Origin of the sequence: Roseinatronobacter alkalisoli, assembly GCF_028745735.1 — a bacterium.
In the GTDB taxonomy this organism is placed as follows: domain Bacteria; phylum Pseudomonadota; class Alphaproteobacteria; order Rhodobacterales; family Rhodobacteraceae; genus Roseinatronobacter; species Roseinatronobacter alkalisoli.
The window spans coordinates 437,306-454,144 of the sequence record NZ_JAQZSM010000001.1 but is presented as its reverse complement, the minus strand read 5'-3'; the positions used below and the strand labels follow the sequence as shown (position 1 = coordinate 454,144).

Annotated in this window: 14 protein-coding genes and 1 tRNA gene; 7 read left to right on the top strand and 8 right to left on the bottom strand. The window is 58.4% G+C overall.

Annotation, left to right across the window (positions count from 1 at the left end; all coding sequences use genetic code 11):
• Nucleotides 1-107 precede the first annotated feature (107 nt).
• The gene (locus tag PUT78_RS02260; RefSeq protein WP_274350429.1) at nucleotides 108-761 is read left to right on the top strand and encodes an ABC transporter ATP-binding protein; all 654 of its coding nucleotides are present in this window, start codon (nucleotides 108-110) and stop codon (nucleotides 759-761) included.
• On the top strand, nucleotides 745-2,574 hold the full coding sequence (locus PUT78_RS02255) for a capsule biosynthesis protein (protein WP_274350428.1): 1,830 nt from the start codon (nucleotides 745-747) through the stop codon (nucleotides 2,572-2,574). The genes PUT78_RS02260 and PUT78_RS02255 overlap by 17 nt, the downstream gene beginning before the upstream one ends.
• Nucleotides 2,575-2,602: 28 nt before the next feature.
• Here PUT78_RS02255 and PUT78_RS02250 read toward each other — a convergent pair whose 3' ends face one another.
• The 5 genes from PUT78_RS02250 to queA form a co-directional block, all read right to left on the bottom strand.
• The gene (locus PUT78_RS02250) at nucleotides 2,603-3,778 is read right to left on the bottom strand and encodes a BaiN/RdsA family NAD(P)/FAD-dependent oxidoreductase (RefSeq protein WP_274350427.1); all 1,176 of its coding nucleotides are present in this window, start codon (nucleotides 3,776-3,778) and stop codon (nucleotides 2,603-2,605) included.
• A 103-nt stretch (nucleotides 3,779-3,881) separates the two neighbouring features.
• Nucleotides 3,882-5,276, bottom strand: coding sequence for a dihydrolipoyl dehydrogenase (gene lpdA / locus PUT78_RS02245; protein ID WP_274350426.1), 1,395 nt, complete (start codon nucleotides 5,274-5,276; stop codon nucleotides 3,882-3,884).
• Between the two features lie 112 nt (nucleotides 5,277-5,388).
• Nucleotides 5,389-5,967: a DUF924 family protein gene (locus PUT78_RS02240; RefSeq protein ID WP_274350425.1), complete on the bottom strand. Its 579-nt coding sequence runs from the start codon at nucleotides 5,965-5,967 to the stop codon at nucleotides 5,389-5,391.
• 125 nt (nucleotides 5,968-6,092) lie between these two features.
• Nucleotides 6,093-7,355, bottom strand: a complete 1,263-nt coding sequence (locus PUT78_RS02235; RefSeq protein ID WP_274350479.1) for an MFS transporter — start codon at nucleotides 7,353-7,355, stop codon at nucleotides 6,093-6,095.
• Between the two features lie 115 nt (nucleotides 7,356-7,470).
• The gene (queA, locus tag PUT78_RS02230; protein ID WP_274350424.1) at nucleotides 7,471-8,523 is read right to left on the bottom strand and encodes a tRNA preQ1(34) S-adenosylmethionine ribosyltransferase-isomerase QueA; all 1,053 of its coding nucleotides are present in this window, start codon (nucleotides 8,521-8,523) and stop codon (nucleotides 7,471-7,473) included.
• A gap of 90 nt (nucleotides 8,524-8,613) precedes the next feature.
• Here queA and bcp point away from each other — a divergent pair, with 90 nt between their 5' ends.
• The 4 genes from bcp (at nucleotide 8,614) to PUT78_RS02210 (ending at nucleotide 12,102) form a co-directional block, all read left to right on the top strand.
• On the top strand, nucleotides 8,614-9,075 hold the full coding sequence (gene bcp, locus PUT78_RS02225; RefSeq protein ID WP_274350422.1) for a thioredoxin-dependent thiol peroxidase: 462 nt from the start codon (nucleotides 8,614-8,616) through the stop codon (nucleotides 9,073-9,075).
• Nucleotides 9,072-9,890, top strand: a complete 819-nt coding sequence (locus PUT78_RS02220) for a ferritin-like domain-containing protein (RefSeq protein WP_274350420.1) — start codon at nucleotides 9,072-9,074, stop codon at nucleotides 9,888-9,890. Before bcp ends, PUT78_RS02220 begins: the two co-directional genes overlap by 4 nt.
• A gap of 294 nt (nucleotides 9,891-10,184) precedes the next feature.
• Nucleotides 10,185-11,525, top strand: a complete 1,341-nt coding sequence (locus PUT78_RS02215) for a DUF5930 domain-containing protein (RefSeq protein ID WP_274350418.1) — start codon at nucleotides 10,185-10,187, stop codon at nucleotides 11,523-11,525.
• Entirely contained in the window at nucleotides 11,515-12,102 is a 588-nt protein-coding gene (locus PUT78_RS02210; RefSeq protein ID WP_274350417.1) for a bactofilin family protein, read from the top strand. Before PUT78_RS02215 ends, PUT78_RS02210 begins: the two co-directional genes overlap by 11 nt.
• A gap of 143 nt (nucleotides 12,103-12,245) precedes the next feature.
• Here PUT78_RS02210 and PUT78_RS02205 read toward each other — a convergent pair.
• Nucleotides 12,246-12,329 (bottom strand) — tRNA-Leu (locus PUT78_RS02205).
• Nucleotides 12,330-12,556: 227 nt separating this feature from the next.
• Between PUT78_RS02205 and PUT78_RS02200 the strand changes: the two genes are divergently transcribed.
• A complete protein-coding gene (locus PUT78_RS02200) occupies nucleotides 12,557-13,993 on the top strand; it encodes a DEAD/DEAH box helicase (RefSeq protein WP_274350416.1) in 1,437 nt (478 codons plus the stop codon).
• 75 nt (nucleotides 13,994-14,068) lie between these two features.
• Here PUT78_RS02200 and PUT78_RS02195 read toward each other — a convergent pair whose 3' ends face one another.
• Both PUT78_RS02195 and PUT78_RS02190 read right to left on the bottom strand, forming a co-directional pair.
• The gene (locus PUT78_RS02195) at nucleotides 14,069-15,160 is read right to left on the bottom strand and encodes an ABC transporter ATP-binding protein (protein ID WP_274350415.1); all 1,092 of its coding nucleotides are present in this window, start codon (nucleotides 15,158-15,160) and stop codon (nucleotides 14,069-14,071) included.
• A gap of 21 nt (nucleotides 15,161-15,181) precedes the next feature.
• Nucleotides 15,182-16,834 (bottom strand): alpha-amylase family glycosyl hydrolase, encoded by a 1,653-nt coding sequence (locus tag PUT78_RS02190; protein WP_274350414.1) that lies wholly within the window; start codon nucleotides 16,832-16,834, stop codon nucleotides 15,182-15,184.
• Nucleotides 16,835-16,839 lie beyond the last annotated feature (5 nt).

The window sequence follows — 16,839 nt, the reverse complement described above, 5'->3', positions numbered from 1 at the left end:
GTCCTTCCCATATTTTTGCCGCATTATCGCGCTACATAGCCTGTAGCGAAATCAGTCGTGCCGTAGAAAACAGTATGCGTTGACCAAGAGTACCGGGTAGAATAGGGATGTTAACTTTCGAGAATGTCAGCAAGTCCTACTGGACCGGGACACAGCATAAAGTCATTCTGGCAAATGCCAGTTTCACCGTCAGCCCCGGCATGCGCCTTGGGGTTCTGGCCCGGAACGGAACAGGAAAAACCACCGTTATCAACATGATGGCCGGGCTGGAGAAGCCGGATAATGGCAAGATCCACCGCAGTTGCAGTGTGTCATTTCCATTGGGTTTCATGGGTGGGCTGGTGACCAAACACACCGCAACCGAGAATATCCGCTATATCGCCACGCTTTACAGCCTGGAGCCGGACTATGTGGAAGCATTCTGCCGTTGGATGTGTGATATCGGTGAATATTTCGATATGCCCATCGGCACCTATAGCGCCGGAATGCGTTCTCGTCTGGCGCTCTCGCTGATGCTGGCCATGAATTTCGACCTTTATCTTGTGGATGAAGGTATGCCATCCACGACCGACACCGCCTTCAACAAACGGGCAGGATTGGTCATGCAGGAACGGTTCGCACAATCGGGTCTTGTCATTGTGTCGCATCAAGCGGAAATCCTTCAGCAGTTTTGCAGTTCCGCCGCTGTGCTGCGCGATGGCAAGATGTATTTCTTCGACACGCTGGAACAAGCGAAAGAGCTTTATGACTACGCCAGTTAAATCCCAGCGCTTCCGCTTGCGCAAAACAGCACAGCGCGCCACGCTTTCGGCCGTCGCCGGCGAAGATTCCACAACACCGCCCCAGTTGCAGATGGCACAAAGCGCCACGCAACCGGTTGCCGCGATCAGTGTGCATAAACGGCCCAGAGCGGCGGTGCCTGCGCAGCGCGACACAGAACCAGCACCGGATTTGCGCGAATCTCCTCCCGGTGATGGGATGGCCGAACCGGCCAGCGCGCAGGAATCCCCGCCCCCCACCCCAGCGCCAGCCAGCCCCGGAACGGGCACGGAACCAACGCCGCCCATTCCGCAGCCGGTTGCAGATGTCCATTCCGCAGATGTCGAAGGCCCCGCCAGTGTCGCGCAATCCCTTGATTCGATTCGCGCCGAAGGCTTGACCGCGCGGCAATTGCGCATGGCGATGCGTGTCGCACAGAAACACGGCATTCGCGCCACGTCGTCCTATGAAGCCGTGCTGATACTGCGCCAGCGCGGGATTGACCCGTTTGCCCGCGCCACCATGCTGGAATTGCTGGAGGATGGCGTCAAACCCTCCCCGTCCAGAGAACTTGCCTTGCGCGGCGAGACTGCACCGGCGACAGTGGACGACCCCCTCAATGCTGCGCAAGCGCGCATGGCCAGAATCGCCGCCGACCGCGAACGCGACCTTGCAAAGGTGCGCCGCGATATCGCGAAACGCCGCAGGAAACGGATGCTGTTGCTGGGCGCAAGGCTGTTGGCCTTTGTGACATTGCCGACATTCATCGTGACCTGGTATTTTTACGTTCTGGCAACCCCGATGTATGCGACGGAAAGCGAATTTGTCATTCAACAGGCCGACAGCCAGTCCGGCATGGGGGCGCTTTCCGGCGTGTTGCCCTCGGCTGCAGGGATGGGCATGGGCGGGCAGAACGAAGCAACTTCCGTGCAAAGCTTCCTGCAATCGCGCGGCGCAATGCTGCGGCTTGATGCAGAAGAAGGGTTCAAGGATCATTTCCGCGCGCCGGAAATCGACCTTCTGCGGCGCCTTGCAGAAGGTGCTACGGATGAAGCCGCTTATAAACTGTATCAACGCCAGGTGCGTATCGGCTATGACCCGACCGAGGGCGTCGTGCGTATGGAAGTAATCGCAGCCTCGCCCGAAGACAGCGAACGGTTCGCACGCGCACTGATCAGCTATGCCGAAGAACATGTCGATATGATGACCCAGCGGTTGCGCGACAGCCAGATGCGCGAAGCCCGCGCCAGCCTGGAAGAAGCCCAGATCAAACTGGTCGAAGCGCGCCAGGCCGCAATTGAATTGCAGGAACAATCCTCCATCATCTCTGGCGAGGTGGAATTATCTCTGCTGTCACAACGCATTGTGGCATTGGAAACCGAACTGACCCAGACCCGCCTGAGCCTTCAGGAAATGCGCTCCAACGCACGCCCGAGTGCCGCGCGCCTGCAAGCTTTGGAGCGCCGCGAAGAAGCGCTGCGTGCAGAAATAGAGATATTGCGCAATTCCATGACCCAGGGCGACAGCGAAGGGTCATCGCTCGCGCGCATTCAAAGTGGCCTGATCATGGCCGAGGCCGAAGTGCAGACCAGAGAAATGATGCGCGCGCAAGCCATGCAGCAACTTGAAAGCGCCCGGATGGAGGTCAGCCGACAGGTGCGTTATCTGGCGCTTTCGGTCGAACCCATCGCCCCGGATGAGGCCACCTATCCGCGCAAACTGGAAAATTCCATCGTGGCGTTCCTGATCTTCCTTGGCATCTATCTTCTGCTGTCAATGACGGCATCTGTGCTGCGCGAACAGGTTTCAGGCTGAAGAAACATCATAGCGATCGGGCAGGCCATCAGACCGCCTGCCCCGCCACCCAGCCAGACGACCATGCCCATTGAAAATTATACCCGCCGAGCCATCCTGTCACATCGACCACTTCGCCAATAAAGAACAATCCCGGCATTGTACGCGCCTGCATGGTCCGCGCATCAAGGGCATCGGTGTCCACGCCGCCCAATGTGACCTCTGCTGTGCGGTAACCCTCGCTTCCCACCGGCAGCAATTGCCAGTTCTTCACGGCATCCCGGACCCGGTTCAGCGCAGCCTTTGACTGATCCGCCAGATTGCCCTGCACCCGCACGCGCGCCACAATCTGCCGCGCCAGTTTTTCAGGCAAATGCGTGGCAAGCGCAGTATGAACGGCCTGCCGCCCGTTCCGGCGTTTTTCACCCTCCAGCAAGGGCAGCAGGTCCTTTCCCGGCATCAGATCAACCACAATCCCCTGCCCTTCGCGCCAATAGCTTGAAATCTGCAGAATGGATGGCCCGGACAAACCCCGATGGGTAAACAACATCCCTTCCCTGAACTGCGCCTTGCCACAACGGACCTCTGCCTGAACCGCAATCCCTGCCAGCGGCTTCAACTCTTCCAGTTGCTCCACTGCAAAAGTCAGCGGCACCAATGCCGGGCGTGTTTCGACAACCGGCTGGCCGAATTGCGCGGCCAACTGGTATCCGAACCCCGTCGCGCCCATCTTGGGAATCGATTTTCCACCTGTCGCAACCACCAGATTAGGCGCCTGAAATACGCCCGCACTTGTCTGGACAGTAAATCCGTTCCCATGCGCCACGCCTGACACCTGAGTTCCCAGAAGCAACCGGACGCCAGCGTCGCGCATGTCATTTGTCAGCATCGCGATTATCTCACGCGCCGATCCATCGCAGAATAGCTGTCCCAGGGTTTTCTCATGAAATGCGATCCCTGCGCGCCGCACCCGCTCAATGAAATCCTGCTGAGTGTAGCGGCGCAATGCCGACAAGGCAAAGCGCTGGTTCTGCGACAGGAATTTCTCTGGTCCGATATGCAGATTGGTGAAATTGCACCGCCCGCCACCCGAAATGCGAATCTTCTCACCCGGGGCGCGGGCATGGTCGATCAGAGCAACCTTCCTTCCGCGCCGTCCTGCCTCGATCGCGCAGAACATTCCCGCAGCCCCTGCCCCCAGGATGATGACGTCAAAACGCTGCATCCTTCCCCTTCATCGTGTCATAAATACTCAGAAAACAGGAACGCCCTGCCGCAGGCAGGGCGTGACATGCAGACTTGCGGCGCAGCCGCACATTTTAGCAAGATCAGAAATGCAGTGCACGACCATAGGCGTCAAGCACGGATTCATGCATCATCTCGCTTAGGGTCGGATGCGGGAAGACCGTGTTCATCAGGTCTTCTTCGGTGGTTTCCAGCGCGCGCCCGACCACATAGCCCTGTATCAGTTCGGTCACTTCCGCACCGATCATATGCGCGCCCAGCAACTCGCCGGTTTTTGCGTCGAATATGGTCTTGATCATGCCCTCGGATTCGCCCAGCGCAATCGCCTTGCCATTGCCGATGAACGGGAAACGCCCGACCTTGATCGCATAGCCTTGTTCTTTTGCCTTGGCTTCGGTCAACCCGACAGAGGCCACTTGCGGATGGCAATAGGTGCAGCCGGCAATGCTGCTTGGGTCAACTGCATGCGGGTGTTTGCCCGCGATCAGTTCAGCGACCATGACGCCTTCATGACTGGCCTTGTGCGCCAGCCAAGGGCCATTGGTCGCATCGCCAATGACAAACAGGCCCTCAACCCCGGTGCGGCAATATTCATCTGTTACAACGAAAGACCGGTCAATCTTCGCACCAAGTTTTTCCAGCCCCAGCCCTTCGGTATTGGCAACAATTCCCACTGCGGAAATAACTGTGTCGAAATCCTGCGTCTCGGTCTTGCCGCCACGTTCGATATGGGCCGTGACCTTGCCTTTGGCGCGGTCCAGTTTCTTGACCATGGCTTTGGCCATGATGGTCATGCCCTGCTTTTCGAACTGCTTTTGTGCGAAGGCGCTGATTTCGGCATCCTCGACCGGAAGAATGCGGTCCATCACTTCAACCACAGTCACATCCGCCCCGAGTGTGTTGAAGAAGCTGGCAAATTCGATCCCGATCGCCCCCGACCCGATAACCAGAAGTTTCTTCGGCATGCGTTTGGGCTGCAATGCGTGCTTGTAGGTCCATACCAGATCACCATCTGCTTCCAGACCGGGCAGTTCGCGCGCCCGCGCGCCCGTGGCCAGAATGATGTTGGGCGCGCTGAGGTCTTCGGTGCCTTTGTCCGTCTTGACGCTGACCTTGCCTTTCGCGGGCAGGGTCGCATCGCCCATGATGACAGTGATCTTGTTCTTCTTCATCAGATGACCGATGCCACCGGACAATTGCCCTGCCACCTTGCGCGAGCGTTTGACCACGGCGTCAAGGTCAAACCCGATCTTCTCGGCGGTCAGTCCGAATTCCGCGGCGCGGTGCATCAGGTGAAATACTTCGGCAGAACGCAGCAATGCCTTGGTCGGGATACAGCCCCAGTTCAGGCAGATACCACCCAGATGCGCGCGTTCGACGATCGCCACGGATTTGCCAAGCTGCGCTGCGCGAATAGCCGCGACATAGCCCCCCGGCCCCGCCCCGATTACGACAACATCAAACGATCTGGCGGCCATATGAGTCCCTCCTCCTGCGCGCACATCCGGAATTAGTTTGGTGTTAAACTATTTCCTGTCTTGTCGCAACGCGCAAGGTGAAATCCCGCCATGCGCCCTAGTCATGGCTAGATCAGGCCGCTTCCTTCAACCCATTCAGGGCATCCATATATCCGCCACGTTTCAGAAAGGCGCGTTCCTGTGCCGTGCTCGCCCGCCCCAGCGCGTCATTGCGATAGGGAAAGCGGCCAAATTCGCGGATCACCGCCCGGTGCGCGCGCGCATGCAGCAAGTTATCCGCCCCGGATTCCGGCATACGCAACAGGAACATGCGCACACAACGGTCCTGATCCATCTGGCTTTCGGAATGCATCAGCGGCAGATAGAAGAACTGGCGCGCGGGTTCAGCGATCTGACAATCGAAACCAAGATGGCAGGCACGCGCCGCCACGCGCCGCGCCAGTTCATCTGTCGCGAAAGCACGGGCATCATTGCGGAACATGTTGCGCGGAAACTGGTCGGTGACGATCAGGAAAGCAAGCGCGCCACGCGGGCAGGACGCCCAGTTCATCAAACGCCCGTTCCGCGCCTTTTCCCAAAGCGGCAGATACCGGTCGCGGATCTGCGAATCCAGGGCGTCGCTTTGCGCGTACCATCGTTCCGGACCGACTTCTTCCAACCAGAACGAAATGACATCATCAACGCTGGACATGGTTTTGATTTCCTTATGTTGCCTGCATCAGAATCGTGCCAGCCCCCCGGCTGTCAGGCAAGTCATTTACCCGTTATGCATAAATATTCAGCAGTATCTTGCTGTTTTACAACAGGTTCACCCCGTCAGGGCGCATCGCCCTGCTCCGGGTTTCCGGCGTTTTCAGTCATTTCGGTATAGACAGCTTCGACAGTGGCGGCGGATACGACAGGCGACACCGGCGCAAACGGGCCTGTCTGATCCACCGGCATCGCCGGGCGCTGCGTCATGCGCCACATGGCATAGATGGCCAGTGCCAGTGTCAGCAGGATGATAAACAGGAAAAAGCCCGGCGGTCCGATCACCCCCATCAACCAGCCGATGCACAGCGGACCAAGGATCGCGCCCACACCATTGACGAACAAAAGCCCCCCGGATGCGGCGGCCATCTGGTCAGTGTCCAGATAGTCATTCGTATAGGCCACCAACAACGAATAAAGCGGGTTGGAGATCCCCCCGATAATCAGCGCGACACCCACCAGCCAGATGAAGCTCAGGTCAAATATGACAGCCATCGCACCGCCCAAGGTGCCGACAAGCGCGACATAGACGACCAGTTTGCGCCGGTCCATCCGGTCCGACAGCCACCCCAGCGGGAACTGGAACACCAGCCCACCGAAATAGATGGCCCCCGTGAAGATGGAAATTTCCAGAACACTCAGCCCCGCCTGTGTGCCCCATACGGCGGTCATGCCGAACATTGCGGCAAATACCCCCCCCATCAGGAAAATGCCCACCACACCCAGCGGGGACACATCATAAAGCTGGCGAATGCTCATGGATTTTGTGGTGCCGAAGGTGGGCGCGGGGCTGACCGACAGCAAAATAGGCGCAAAGGCCAGCGATACCAGCACCGAGGGAATCACAAACAGCAAAAACCCGGCAGGATCGGCGAAGTTGATCAGCGCCTGCGCACTGATAATCCCCACCATCTGCACGATCATGTAAAGTGACAGCGTCTGCCCACGATTTTCATTTGTGGATGCGTTGTTCAGCCAGCTTTCGGCGGTGACATAGACACCCGAAAAACAAAACCCGATCAGCACACGCAGCAGCGCCCAGACAATCCAGTCCGGAATTGCGGCATACAGCACCAGCACCGCGGAAATCAGTGATCCCAACGCGGCAAACACCCGCACATGGCCAACCCGGCGGATAAGTTCAGGTGCCGCGCGCGACCCGAACAGGAACCCAAGGAAATAGGCGGACATGACAATCGACATCTGAAAGGTTGAAAAACCTTCAATTGCACCGCGAATCCCCAACAGCGTACCCTGCACCCCATTGCCGACCATCAGCAACAGCATGCCCAGCAAAAGCGCCCAGGATGCAGTAAATACATGCAACATCGTCATACCTGCCTGTTCATGTCCTGACGACAGCCTACAGGCTGCCCGCCACCAACGAAACCTCTGGTTCAGAGTGTAGCGGAAATATAGTCATAGCGCCTCCGTTGGTGCGCTTTCAGTCGGGTAACAGCAAGGACGAATCGCCATAAGAAAAGAAGCGGTAGCGCGCCGCAATTGCATGGGCATAGATTGCGCGGATGCGCGCCTGCCCCATAAGTGCTGAAACCAGCATCATCAGCGTCGATTTCGGCAAGTGAAAGTTCGTCATCAGCCCGTCAGCAATTCGGAAGTGGAAACCGGGGGTGATGAAGATGTCGGTCTTGCCACTCCATGGGGCAATCCGGCCCGGCGCAGTGGCTGCAGTTTCCAGCAACCGCAATGCAGTCGTGCCGACGGGAATGACCCGCCCGCCTGCGGCCTTGGTGTCCATGATCGCTTTTACAGCAGGCGCGGTAATCCGGCCCCATTCGGCATGCATCTTGTGGTCGCGGATGTCATCTGCCTTGACCGGCAGGAACGTGCCCGCCCCCACATGCAGAGTCACTTCGGCAAATTGCACCCCATGGGCGCGCAAGGCATCCATCAACCCCACATCAAAATGCAATGACGCGGTTGGCGCGGCCACCGCCCCCTTGTCGCGCGCAAAGACAGTCTGGTAGTCATCGCGGTCCTGCGCGTCAGCGGCGCGGCGTCCGGCGATATAGGGCGGCAGGGGCATCTGCCCGGCCACATCCAGCGCCAGATCGAAATCATCACCTTCCAGATTGAACCGCAACACGACATCCTCAGCGGTCTTTGCGACCACATGCGCGTTCAGGGTGTCGGTGAAAACAATCGCATCGCCCGGGGCCAGTTTGCGCAATGGCTTGGCCAACGCTCGCCAGCTGCCATCAGGGTGGGGTTCGGTCAATGTGACTTCCACCTTCGCGCTGACCGGCCCTTGTGCGCTGTTGCGCGGGCGCTGCCCTGTCAGGCGCGCTGGAATGACCCGCGTGGTGTTGATGACCAGCAAATCACCGGCCCGCAGAATGGCGGGCAAGTCCTGCACATGACGGTCCGAAAACCTGTCCCCTTCGGCCAGCAACATGCGTGCGGCAGGGCGCGGGCGCACCGGGCGCGTGGCAATCAGGTCTTCGGGCAGGTCAAAATCGAAATCGGACAGTTTCATGGACGCACCGCTATTGGTCTGGCTGGCCCCTTTAACTTGCCTCAAAGACCGCTACAACAACACATGCACATCCATGGAAAGGAAACCCATATGCCAGAGCAAGGCGACACCGCCCCCGATTTCACGCTGCCCCGCGATGGTGGCGACAAACTGACACTATCGGCACTGAAACCCGCCAAGGTGGTGCTGTACTTCTATCCGCGCGACGACACGCCCGGTTGCACCACCGAAGCGCTGGAATTCACCGCCCTTGCCGCCGAATTCGCAACTGCTGGCGCGCAGGTTGTGGGTGTGTCCAAGGATACTGTCGCCAAACATGACAAGTTCATCACGAAACATGATCTTGGGGTCGCGCTGGTATCAGATGCGGACAGCGATGTCTGCGAGCGCTATGGCGTCTGGGTTGAAAAAAACATGTATGGCAAAATCTCTATGGGGATTGAACGCGCGACATTCCTTATTGACGGTGACGGGCGCATTGCGCAGCTCTGGCGCAAGGTGAAAGCCAAGGGCCATGCCGAAGAGGTGCTGAAGGCTGTGCGCGACCTATGACGATGTCACTGCGACAGATGGCGGTGGATGTCCTGAGCACCGCAGACGGGCGCGAAAAATGCGCCCGGTCCCGCCGCCATGCAGCCGACTGGTTTGCCGCGCGCAAGGCAGGCACGCCGATTCCCCTTGGCCACGCCACACCACCCCTTGCCCCAGCACGGCCGGACCGGCCAGAACTGCTGGACCCGCGCGATGTGCCGCGCCGCCGCCCCGGTAGCGCACAGGGCCGGATTGCTATTCTGCATGCCATTGCACATATCGAACTGAACGCAGTTGACCTGCATTGGGATCTTATTGCGCGGTTTCCCGAAATCGATATGCCGCTGGGGTTCTATGACGACTGGGTCAAGGCCGCGGACGAGGAATCCAAGCATTTCGGGCTGGTCTGCGATTGTCTGGAAACGCTGGGCAGCCATTATGGTGCCCTGCCTGCACATACCGGAATGTGGCGCGCCGCCGAAGACACGGCCAGCGACATTCTGGGCCGTCTGGCTGTCGTACCGATGGTGCTGGAAGCGCGCGGGCTGGATGTGACGCCCGGCATGATCGAGATATTCACCCGCGCTGGTATGGATGATGCAGTCGCAGCGCTGAATGTGATCTATGCCGAAGAAGTCGGGCACGTGGCCTATGGGTCGAAATGGTTTAATTTCCTGTGCGGTCGCGAAGGCAAGGATCCGCAGCCAGTGTTTCTGGAACTTGTGCGCCGCTACTTTCACGGCCCGCTCCGCCCCCCATTCAACGAAGAAAAACGCGCGCAGGCCGGCATTCCACCAGATTTCTACTGGCCATTGACGGCACCAGACCTAGGTTGAGGGTTGCATATCTTCAGCCACCGCCAGCCCGATACAACCAGGGATTGAACCAATCAACCCAGAGGTGCATTATTGCCGCAAAAGTGGCTTATCCGGGCATCTGAACCCGCCAAATCGGCGAGTTTTCGCTGATTTACATGTTCACCAGTGATGTGGCGCTGCAACAGTCCGGAAAAATCTTGCGGCGCTGACGAAGCTTGCGTAATCACGCGGGGGGCTGTGAATGTGTGTTCGTGTGGTTTCTGCAAGGTTTTGTGACATGCCCGGTTCAGGTGATGAAATGGGAACTCTGCTTTGAAACAACTGCTTGCGCAACTGAATCACCGGCTGGAGCGCCATCTTCCCGAACAACGGCTTTTCCTTCGATCAGATACGACAACGCGCTTTGTACGCCTGCGCCCCATAACGCAGGCTGTGGCGCTGGCATCTGTCGGTAGTTTCTTCGCATGGGGCGTCATTGCAACATCCATCCTGCTGATGGACGCAATCGGGTCCGGAAACCTACGTGACCATGCCGTACGTGATCAGGCAAATTACGAACAGCGTCTGAACGAACTGGCTGCCGAACGCGACCAGCGCGCAGTGGAAACCGAAGCCGCCCAAGCCCGCTTTGCCGAAGCGATGACCCGCATTTCCGACATGCAGCTACAGCTTCTTGCATCCGAAGAACGGCGGCTGGAACTGGAAACCGGCATTGACAATATTCAGCACACCATTCGCCGCGTGGTGCGCGAACGTGATGAAGCCCGCACGCGCCTGGCCGAGGTCACCAACACATTGCAGGCCGAAACCGGCACCACCCAGACCACTGCGGACCGGTCGCGCGAAATGGAAGACATGCTGGACTATCTGCTGGTCGCCATGGACCGGATGGCAGGATCAACGCAGGAACTGGCGCTGGATGCGGAACAATCTGTCAATCAGGCGCGGCATCTGGCACTGGAAAACGAGTTGCTGCGCGACCGCAATCACATGATCTTTTCACAGTTGGAAGAAGCACTGGAAGTGGTTGTCGAACCGCTGGAGCGCGTGTTCCGCGCCGCCGGTGTCACGCCGGACCAGATTCGGCGTCTGGTACGTCAGGGAGCCAATTCGCAGACGGCCTCGCTGCGTCCGATTTCCGTCTCAACCTCCGGGGTTATGTCGCAGGATCAGGACATCTCGCGCGCGAATGCGCTGCTGCAGCGTCTGGCCGATATTCACGCTTACCGCCTGGGCATCAACCGTTTGCCTGTGGCGCGCCCGGTTTCGGCCAGTGTGCGCGAAACCTCCGGCTTTGGCATGCGTCGCCATCCGTTGACGGGACGCAGCACCATGCATAACGGGCTGGACTGGGCCGGATCGCGTGGCACGGCCATTCATGCCACCGCCGACGGCGTGGTCAAATCTGCGGGACGTCAGGGCGGGTATGGCAATCTGGTCATCATCCAGCATGAGTTCGGGATCGAAACTTATTACGCTCATTTGAACTCCATGGACGTGCGCGCGGGACAAAGGGTATCGCGCGGGCAGCGGATTGGTGGTATGGGCACCACTGGCGCGTCAACCGGTGTGCATCTGCACTATGAAGTGCGAATCAACGGTCGACCAGTAAACCCGAAAACCTACATAAGGGCTGGACAGCATGTTTTCTAAAAGCCGCATCAATGAAACCGGAAACAAACCCTCGAACGAGGCGACACCGGCGACCCCTCCTGCGGAAACCCCATCCTTTCTGCGTCAGAACAATGCAGACACAGCCTCGACACAGGTAACGAAATCGAAGCCTGCTGCGTCGGTTCTTGCAGCTGACCTTACGGTGACGGGTAACCTTAAAACCACGGGCGATGTTCTTATCGAAGGGAATGTCGATGGCGACATTCGTGCGCATCTGCTGACCGTTGGCGAAACCGCCACGATCCGCGGCGAAATCGTTGCCGATGACATTGTCATCAATGGTCGCGTGATCGGCCGGGTGCGTGGGCTGAAAGTGCGTCTGACATCGGCTGCGCAAGTCGAAGGCGACATCATCCACAAGACAATCGCAATCGAATCCGGCGCGCATTTCGAAGGTTCGGTGCAGCGTCAGGACGACCCGCTTCAGACCAATCGCGGCGCAGCAGCCGCACCGGCAGCTGCGACCCCGGCACCCCAGCCTGCCCCTGCCCCTGCGGCCATGTCCGAAGCCGTGAAGAAAGCGACCGAGCAGAAGAAAAACGCCGGCAATTCCTGAACCCGGTCAGTAAGTTGACACAGGGCCACGATTGACAGCGCGTCAATCGTGGCCTTGTTTGTTCGGGTAAAGCGCAGAATCCGGCCAATGGCGTTGTCCACCACCGGCGACATGTATCCTATAACTCCTGAAAGTAAGATAGCTGGTGCGGGTGGGGAGACTCGAACTCCCACGCCTTGCGGCGGAGGATTTTGAATCCTCTGCGTCTACCATTCCGCCACACCCGCGTGCCAGCATTGGGTGAATAGCGCGCCTTTCAGCAGCCTGCAACTGCGAAGATGCATCCCCCGCAAGTTATTTCGCGGCCTGTCCGGCCCTACCGGCGCTTCAGATTGACTCGGGGTCGCAATTGAACTAAGGAAACCGTGTTGCTACGGCAATTGATCCGATCGCGGGACGCGAAATGCATGCGTCCCATAACTGTTCCGGCCCGACGCCGAAACCATGGAAACGCATGACTACATTTTCTGAACTGAAGCTGGACCCCAAGGTCCTTAAAGCTATTGCTGAAGCGGGCTACACGGCCCCAACGCCCATTCAGGCGCAAGCCATTCCCTACGCGCTTGAAGGGCGCGACATTCTGGGCATCGCCCAGACGGGCACTGGCAAGACCGCGTCTTTCACGCTGCCATTGATCACGCGCCTTGGACGTGGCCGCGCACGCGCGCGCATGCCACGTTCACTGGTGCTGGCACCCACGCGGGAACTGGCCGCCCAGGTGGCCGAAAATTTTGATACCTATGCCAAGCATACCCGCCTGACCAAGGCATTGCTGATCGGTGGTGTCGCATTCGGTGAACAGGACAAACTGATCGACCGCGGCGTTGATGTCCTGATCGCGACACCGGGGCGGTTGCTGGACCATTTTGAACGCGGAAAACTGCTGCTGACCGGTGTTGAGGTCATGGTTGTGGATGAAGCCGACCGCATGCTGGATATGGGCTTCATCCCTGATATTGAACGCATTTTCGGCCTGACGCCGTTCACGCGGCAGACATTCTTCTATTCCGCTACGATGGCCCCGGAAATTGAACGTATCACCAACACGTTCCTGTCAAACCCTGCGCGTATCGAAATTGCGCGGCAAGCCACGGCATCGGAAACGATTACACAGGAACTGATCCAGATACAGGCCGCACGGCGCGACACCGCCGCGAAGCTGAAACGCGAAACCCTGCGCAGCCTGATCAATAACGAAGGCGACAAGCTGGAAAATGCAATCATCTTCTGCAATCGCAAGGTTGACGTCGATATCGTGTCAAAATCGCTGATCAGACATAAATTCGACGCGGCACCCATTCATGGCGACCTTGACCAATCCGTGCGCACACGCACACTGGAACGCTTTCGTGCAGGTGAATTGCGGCTTCTGATCGCTTCCGATGTGGCGGCGCGGGGCCTTGACGTGCCTTCGGTCAGCCATGTCTTCAACTTTGATCTGCCGTCACATCCCGAAGATTATGTACATCGGATCGGCCGCACCGGGCGTGCCGGACGTTCTGGCAAGGCGATCTCGATCATGGTGCCGTCTGATCAGAAATACCTTGATGCCATCGAAGCCCTGCTGCAGAAAACCTTGCCAAGGGCCGAAGCGCCAGAAGTTCAACCTGCCCCCACGCGGGTGCGGCACAAGGACCGGTCGGCCAAGACCGAAGCTGCGGAAGAAACAACCGCCGTCGCGCGCGCCCCTGCTGATGACGCTGCCCCGCAGCAACAGCCAGTTGCCGCGACGCCTGCACCGCGTCAGGAAACATCCCGCCGCGGCCAGCCACGCAACCCGGCCGGTCGTGACCACGCCCCACGTGAACGCAGATCGAACCGTGACGGCGCGATTGTCGGCATGGGCGATCATGTGCCCGACTTTCTGATGCGGGAATTTCGCAGCGCCTGAATGTTGGTACATGGAACCAATACATGAAAAAGCCGCGCTGATATCAGCGCGGCTTTTTCAGTGATGCTGTCATACTTAACGATATAGAAGCGACACTTTGTCATGGAACAGGTGCAGCTTTGCAGGATCGGCCTTCAGCTTCACGGTTTTCCCGCGCAAGTCCTTATGCGTTCCAGCAAGTTTGGCCAGCACGGGCGCGGCGCCCGGCGCATCTGGTTTGAAGTACAACACCGTCAGTTCACCCAATGCCTCGACCAGATCCACCTCTCCCTGATACAGGAAATCATCGCCATCCGTAGCGATCAGGTCTTCTGGGCGCACACCCAGATTGACGGACAGGCCCTTGTCGGCGTCGGTCGTGGGAATATCCGCGCGGGCACTGCCCCCACCCGCCAGCTTGACGCTGGTTTGCGCACCGGTTCCAACCACCTCGCCGGGCAACAGGTTCATCGCGGGTGATCCGATGAACTGCGCCACGAATTCGCCGTTGGGCCGCTCATACAGTTCCAGTGGCGAGCCGACCTGCGCAATCCCGCCACCTGCCAGCACCACAATACGGGATGCAAGGGTCATGGCCTCGACCTGATCATGGGTGACGTAAATCATTGTGGAATCGGGCATTGATTCCTTGAGTTTCGCAATCTCGATCCGGGTCGCTACGCGCAGGGCGGCGTCAAGGTTCGATAGTGGTTCATCGAAAAGATAGACTTTCGGGTCACGCACAATCGAACGACCGATGGCCACGCGCTGCCGCTGCCCCCCCGACAATGCCTTGGGCAGGCGGTCCAGATACGGGCCAAGTTGCAGGATATCTGCCGCGCGGTTCACCGCTGCATCAATTTCAGCTTTGCTTTTCTTGGCGATCTTCAACGCGAAGGCCATGTTGTCACGCACCGTCATATGCGGATAAAGCGCATAGGACTGAAACACCATGGCAATACCACGCTGCGCGGGCGGAATGTCGTTGACGACCATGTCGTCAATTTCCAGTGTGCCACCGGTTATCTTTTCAAGTCCGGCGATCATACGCAGCAACGTGGATTTACCGCAGCCCGACGGGCCGACAAAGACGACCAGCTCTCCTTTCCTGATGTCCAGATTTACATCGGACAGAACCTTGACTTCGCCATAGGCCTTTTCGACATCCGTCAGTTTCAGATCTGCCATCGTGTCCTCCCATTCATTACTTTATCGTTTTACGACAAGACAGGGCTGCCACGGCCCCAAATGTACCAACCCGTCTTCACCGGGGCCGGAACTGTTCAGTTCTTGTCCGACAGGCACCCAATGGCCATCCGGCAGGTATAATGTTGCCGGGTCATGGCTCAGGTTGAACGCGCAGAACATCACCTCGCCCGCCTCTTCGCGGATGAAGGACAGCGTATCCCCGGACACATGCAGGTCGCGCAGACTGCCATGGGTCAGTGCGCGATGCGCACGCCGGAACGCAATCACGCGGCGGTAGTGATGCAGCAATGCGTCAGGAGCGCGTTCCTGCATATCTACGGCCAGGCCCACATGTTCGCGCGCGACCGGCAACCATGGCAGCGCGGTGGAAAAGCCGCCATTCACCACAGCGCCTGTCCACACCATCGGTGTGCGGCATCCGTCACGACCCTTGAATTCGGGCCAGAACTGAATGCCATAAGGGTCTTGCAGGTCTTCGAAACACAATTCCGCTTCCGGCAGGCCCAGTTCCTCGCCCTGATACAGACAGACGGACCCGCGCAGGCACATCATCAATGTAGCATAGGCACGCGCCGCTGCAGGGCTAAGATCCCAGCGGGAAATATGGCGTGGGACATCATGGTTCGAAAATGCCCAGCAAGCCCAGCCATCCGGCGCGACATGATCCAGATGGTGCAGCACGGCCGAAATACGCGCGGCCGAGGGTGAATCGGCGGCCAGAAATTCGAACGCATAGCACATCTGGACCTTATCCCCGCCGGAGGTATATTCGCCAAGGATTTCAAGCCCCTTCTGGGCATCGCCCACTTCACCCACTGCGCAGGCACCATAGGTGTCCAGAACTGCGCGGAACCGACGCAGGAAGTCCAGATTCTCTGGCTGGTTCTTGTCGTAGATATGTTCCTGATAGTTATAGGGATTCACCGCAGGCGCGATGGTGGAATTGCGTTGTTCCGGCGGCAGAGGCGGGTTGTTGCGCAACTGGTAGTCATGAACATAGAAGTTGATCGTATCCAGCCGGAACCCGTTCACCCCCCTTTCCAGCCAGAAACGCGCGACGTTCAGCAGTTCTTCCTGCACCGCAGGTTCGTGAAAATTAAGGTCCGGCTGGGATGACAGGAAATTATGCAGGTAATACTGGCATCGTGTCGTATCCCATGCCCAGGCCGACCCGCCAAATATGGACAGCCAGTTATTGGGCGGCGTCCCGTCAGGTTTTGCATCTGACCACACGTACCAGTTTGCGCGCGCATTATCACGGCTGGCGCGGCTTTCCTTGAACCATGGGTGCTGGTCAGATGTGTGCGACAACACCAGATCGATCAGGACCTTGATGCCCAGCTTATGCGCCATGCCAACCAGCGCATCGAAATCCGACAAGGCGCCGAACATCGGATCGACATCGCAATAATCCGACACATCATAACCGAAATCCTTCATCGGCGACGTGAAGAACGGGCTGATCCAGATTGCATCCACCCCAAGGCTGGCAATATAGGGCAAGCGTTCTACGATACCGCGCAGATCGCCGATACCGTCGCCATTGCTGTCCTGATAGCTGCGCGGATAGATCTGATAGATCACCGCACCACGCCACCATTCGGGTGAAAGCTCCAGCCCGCGTTCAGGCTGCAACAGAGTTTGTACGGACACGAGGT